General features: G+C 41.6%; 3 protein-coding genes. 2 read left to right on the top strand and 1 reads right to left on the bottom strand.

Annotation, left to right across the window (positions count from 1 at the left end):
- Positions 1-895: beta-barrel domain-containing protein (locus tag VE944_RS17250; protein ID WP_324979253.1), on the top strand; the 895-nt coding region annotated here is incomplete at its 5' end.
- Positions 896-1,348: 453 nt separating this feature from the next.
- Positions 1,349-3,034: a flavin monoamine oxidase family protein gene (locus VE944_RS17245; protein ID WP_324979250.1), complete on the top strand. Its 1,686-nt coding sequence runs from the start codon at positions 1,349-1,351 to the stop codon at positions 3,032-3,034.
- On the opposite strand, the gene VE944_RS17240 is transcribed toward VE944_RS17245, so the two are convergent.
- A partial coding sequence (locus VE944_RS17240; protein ID WP_324979247.1) for a S8 family serine peptidase occupies positions 3,013-4,270 on the bottom strand: 1,258 nt, incomplete at its 5' end. The two genes, VE944_RS17245 and VE944_RS17240, sit on opposite strands and share 22 nt — an antisense overlap.

Raw genomic sequence — 4,270 nt, 5'->3', positions numbered from 1 at the left:
CAGCGTTGCCAATGCCAAAACAAACCTTGTCAACGCAGATAGCATTCGGATCAAAATTGAAAGTAATTTGGCACTGGCACAAGAAAGGGAAAAAAGCCTACGCACCTTAATGACTCCTGGTGCTGTACCTCGTGTCGATTACTTGGATGCCCAAGAAAGATTAACTCGTACACAGACAGAAATCACTAAAGCACAAGATGAAGTGATTAATGTCCAGAATAGAATCACAGAGGCTCAAGATAGAGTCACATCATTAGAAAAAGATATTGCTGCTCAAGTTCAAGAAATTCGCCAAGCAGAACAAGCTTACAATGCTGCACGCAGTCAAGCCCAGCGTGTAGCATCAGAACGCCAAAGTGAAATTTTGACCCAGTTCAACAAGCGTAAAGAAGAACTAACAACTGTTCAAGGCCAATTAGAGCAGGCGAGAAAGCAACAAGCTTTAGAAACGATTGAGGCTCCCGTTGGCGGTACAATCTACAGAGTTAAAGCCACCAAGGGGCCAGTGCAATCAGGTGAAGAATTGCTATCAATTTTGCCAGAAGGGGAAGAAATGCTCCTAGAGGTGAAAGTTCTCAACCGCGATATCGGCTTTATTCGTCAAGGAATGAAGGCAAAAGTGAAAATGGCGACTTTCCCCTTTCAGGAATTTGGCACTGTAAATGGGGAAGTTATGCAAGTCAGTCCGAATGCAATTGTTGATAAAGAATTAGGCTTAGTTTTTCCCACTAGAATTAAGCTAAATAAACACTCAGTTAACGTGCGGGGCCAAGAAGTAGAGTTTACACCAGGTATGTCTGCTTCAGGTGAAATTGTCACTCGTAAAAAGTCAGTTTTGACATTCATCACTGAGCCTGTGACACGGCGGTTCAGTGAGGCCTTTTCCGTCAGGTAGGTCAACTTAATGTGAAACTCGTGTAAAGACGTGACATTGAGTTCACTCACTTACCTATTATGATCCGCGTCACCCCAGTTTAGTTTAAAGCCAAAACTTCCCCTCCCCGCAAGCGGGGAGGGGATTAAGGGGTGGGGTAAAACGCCTGTGGAATAAGCGTTTAATACTAAACCTCTACATGCCACTGTAATTACTGCTTGTTTGCGTGGTGTAACCATCTGTTTTAATTACTATTTCCGGTTTTATTTCTGATTATACTTTTTCCGTAGTAACTAACGTCTTACGGATGAAGTCAAACCCACAAAGCACTGGTTTAGTCTTGGGAAACCAAAGCTTATAAAAGGAATTTAATTAATTTTTATATTTAATTTTATTACTTCATCAAAAAAGTCATTTAAACCTGCAATTATTATTAAGGTTATTTGATAATTAGCGGTAATAGAGGTGCGCTTAATGGCTAGGTCTGCACTAATGGTATTTTTGCAACGCGCTTATAAAATTGCCAGGGCATCGCTTAAAACTGGCATTCCTACCGATGAGATAGTTGATATTTTAAAACAAAGAACTACTCGTCGCCGCTTACTTTATGGGGGTTTGGGATTAGCAAGCGCATTAGCTACAGCTACCTGGCATAATGGACGTGATTCTGCGGCTTTTGCCACAATCCCAAAAGTGCTGGTAGTGGGTGCGGGAATTGCTGGTTTAACTGCCGCCTACCGCTTACGACAAGCGGGAGTTCCTGTAGACATCATTGAAGCGAGGAGCCGCGTTGGTGGTCGGATACGTAGTTTAGCCAACGCAGCAGGTACTGGCGTAACTGTGGAACTTGGCGGAGAATTTATTGATACAGATCATACGAAATTGCGATCGCTTGCTCAAGAACTTGGTTTAACAATAGTCGATCTAATCGCTACTGATAAAGGATTAGTGCCAGAAACATGGTACTTTCAAGGACGCAAAATTCCTGAACTAGAAATTATTAGTTACTTCATTCCTTTAGCAAAGAAAATTGAGGAAGATTTAGTTGCCATTGGGGATGGAGATATAACTTATCGTTCTTACAATCAGGCAACTTTCGCTTTAGATAATACCTCCATTGCAGAGTATTTAGAGCAAGCAAAAATTAATCCCATTCTGCAAGAAATGCTGTATGTTGCCTATACTGCCGAATATGGTCGAGAAGCAGCAGAACAATCGTGTTTGAATCTAGTGTTTTTGATTGGTACTAACACTGATACATTCTCAGTCTACGGTGAAAGTGATGAACGTTACACGATTCGCGGTGGTAACGACCAGGTACCCCGTCTGCTAGCGGATTACTTAGCAAATGCGATACAAACTGAAACAGAATTAGAAGCTATCTGTATCCGTCCCGATGGCCGCTATCGAGTGAGTTTACGGTCTGGCTATAGAACCTTTGAGCGTACTTATGAAAGAATTTTGTTGACATTGCCCTTTAGCACTTTGCGTTTAGTGAAGTTGCAAGTCAATTTACCAGCAATCAAACAAAAAGCGATCGCAGAATTAGGATATGGTACAAATGCCAAATTAATTACAGCCTATCAACAAAAATTGTGGCGCACTAAATATAACTCAACAGCAGCTACATTTACTGATACAGGCTTTCAAACCACTTGGGAATCTAGTCGCTACCAAAAAGGCTCCAAAGGTCTGATTACTAATTTTACTGGTGGTAAACATGGTTTATCTTTGGGCAAAGGTTCAGCAGAATCTCAAGCCGAAATACTATTACCACAATTAGATCGGATTTTCCCCGGAATCAAAAACCTACGTCAAGGTCAAGCTATTCGCGCCTATTGGCCTGGAGAACAGTACATAAGAGGCTCCTATGCTTGCTATCTAGTCGGACAATGGACAGGGATAAGTGGAGCTGAACAAGAACGTGTAGGTAATCTATTTTTTGCTGGTGAACACTGCTCTTTGTCCTACCAGGGATATATGGAAGGGGGTTGTAGAACAGGTGAAGTTGCAGCTCGGAGAATCCTCAAAGATTTAGGTTGGCGAAATATCCCTGCTGAACAGAAAAAACCAATTACTACCAATCGATTAAATCCCTATCATCCCAGGATTCCAAGGAACGAACGTTTTTCTGACGACTACACCCAAAAGTCAAGGTAATTGCCTAGCAGCTTGGCGTTAGACATCGCCTGACCGATTAAAGAACCGACATCATAACTATTAAAACTAGAAATAGTCTCTGGTGTTAGATATTGTGCTGTTTCTGTAATCCCCTGACCGATTAGAGAACCAAAATTGAAACTATTAAAACTAGCAATAGTATCTGGTGTTAGATATTGTGCTGTTTCTGTAATTCCCTGACCGATTAGAGAACCAAAATTGGAACTATTAAAACTAGCAATAGTATCTGGTGTTAGATATTGTGCTGTTTTTGTAATCGCCTGACCGATTAGAGAACCAAAATTGGAACTATTAAAACTAGAAATTGTCTGTGATGTGAGATAATTTCCGGTTTGTGCGTTTATAGGTAGTAAGTTGTCGTTATAAATCACTTGCCTTGCCAGAGAACTAACATTGGAAATATTAAAACTAGAGAAACTAGAGATTGTACTTTGTGAACTATTTTCTACTGTGTCTGCTCCGGCGTAGCCCGTCGTAGACATCGCCTGAGTCGCTACAGAACTGACATTAAAAATATTTGAACTTGAACTTTGTGTACTATTTCCTGCGGTTTCTGCCACAACCTGACGGACTTGGGCATCAGTCAAGTTGGGGTTAGCACTAAGCATTAAAGCAACTACACCAGCAACATGGGGAGCAGCCATAGACGTGCCGTTATAAGTGGCATATTGATTATTCGGAACTGAGGAGTACACCTTGACTCCTGGGGCTGTGACGTAAGCGATTTCATCCATTCCAGAGCGGTTAGAGAAGTCTGGCATATTATTATTCTTATCCACAGCTCCAACGGCAATTCCCGATTTGTATGCATAGCGGGCGGGATAGTCAGGTGATGAGTCACCATCATTACCTGCTGCCATGACGACAATTACTCCTTTGCTGCTGGCATAGTTAATGGCTGACTCTAAAGAACTATTGGAAGATGCGCCTCCTAAACTGAGGTTAATCACATTAGCTCCATTATCCACAGCGTAGCGAATACCTTTAGATATGGAACTATAGGAACCAGAGCCAGATTCATTCAAAACTTTGACGGGCATAATCTTGGCATCATAAGCAATACCAGTGACACCGTAGTTATTATTTTCTCCTGCGATCGTGCCAGAAACATGAGTGCCATGACCATTGTTATCTAGGGTGTTGTTGTTTTTATCAGAGAAGTTCCAGCCGTAATTATCATCAATATAGCCATTGCTATCATCATCAATACCGTTA

It is taken from the genome of Nostoc sp., assembly GCF_035638895.1.
Lineage (GTDB): Bacteria > Cyanobacteriota > Cyanobacteriia > Cyanobacteriales > Nostocaceae > Nostoc.
The sequence above is the reverse complement of the archived record's forward strand: the minus strand, read 5'-3'. Positions and strand labels throughout refer to the sequence as shown.

Excerpts from the sequence above, each read along its gene's own strand:
- VE944_RS17245 (WP_324979250.1), top strand. The coding sequence starts at position 1,349 with ATGGCTAGGTCTGCACTAATGGTATTTTTGCAACGCGCTTATAAAATT.